At 63.1% G+C, this 1,155-nt stretch carries 1 protein-coding gene; it reads right to left on the reverse strand.

Translation table 11 applies throughout. From position 1 onward, the window contains the following. On the reverse strand, positions 1 to 926 hold a 926-nt coding region (locus M2447_RS13680), incomplete at its 3' end, for a helix-turn-helix domain-containing protein (protein ID WP_277559063.1). Positions 927 to 1,155 lie beyond the last annotated feature (229 nt).

Raw genomic sequence — 1,155 nt, forward strand, 5'->3', positions numbered from 1 at the left:
CGGAGCAATTGAGCCGGGGTTTTGTTGGCGCGGGAGCGGTTGGTGCGCGCGAAGTTGTAGTAGTGCTGGTAGGTTGTTACCGCAGCCATGAACTGGCCGGCTCCGGCAAAGTTTTCCATGTCGAAGAACTCGTTTTCGATCGTGGCGTGAACGCTTTCGACATCGGCGTTGCAGTTGGGACGGGCGGGGGGATTGAAGCGGTGGTGAGCGCCCATGCCCAGGATGGCGCCGTGGAAGCCGTTGGGCCGGTAGTGGACGGTGTCGCCGTCAAACTCAGAGCCCAGATCGGTGCGCACCTCGACAAGCGAGAGGTCGATGGCATGGGCCTTGAGGTGTTCAAGCACGCGGGCGATGGCGAGGGTGGCGCAGGTCTTTGAGAGCTCGCTTGAGTAATCCAGAAACATCGCCCCGGTTGATTCGCAGCGGATGGTGTATTGGAAGCGGGGAAGCCCCCGGGCTTGCATCTGGGGCCAGTAATGGGGGATGTCGGTGAGGTATTTGGTGTCCATTTGCAGGCGTGTGAGGGGGGCGTGGGCCGCCTTGATGGCGCGCAGGTCGGCCTTGCGCTTGTGCTTGCGGGGACGCTTTCGCACCAGCGAGGCGTCGCGAAGTATGCGATGCGCGGCGCCCTTGCCCACGGGCAGGTCAAACATTTCGACGAGCCGGCGGGCTCCGAAACAGGGGGCTTTTTTGCGCGCTTCGATCACGCGTTTTTCGTCCGCGGGCTTGGTGCGCGCGGGCTGGTTGAGGGGACGGCGGGAACGGTCGGCGAGGGTGTCGTCGCCGGCCTGCCAGCGGCGCAGCCACTGGCGCACGGTGTTGCGCGCGCAGCCAAACTGGCGCATGGCGGCGCGGATGCCGTGGGCCTTGGCGTAACGCACCAGTTGGTGGCGCAGTGAAAACTTGTCTTTGCATGAACGGCTCATGGCGGTGTAGAGTTTGTAGTGGGAGTCGGAATGAGTTTGCACACCTCAGCTTCGCATTGCGGGGCGTCCGGCTCCCACTTGTTTTTAAAACCTGAAGCAGGCGAGCCGGCGGCCCCAAGCGACCGCCGGCTCGCCTGCTTCAGGTGGCTCCGGAGCCATCCGATGCCTCGGTTGCCAAGCACTCGCAATGATTGGAGCTTCATGGTGTTGACTTTTGCTTTGCTTCCGG

It is taken from the genome of Ereboglobus sp. PH5-10 (genome assembly GCF_029504735.1).
Classification (GTDB): Bacteria; Verrucomicrobiota; Verrucomicrobiia; order Opitutales; family Opitutaceae; genus Ereboglobus.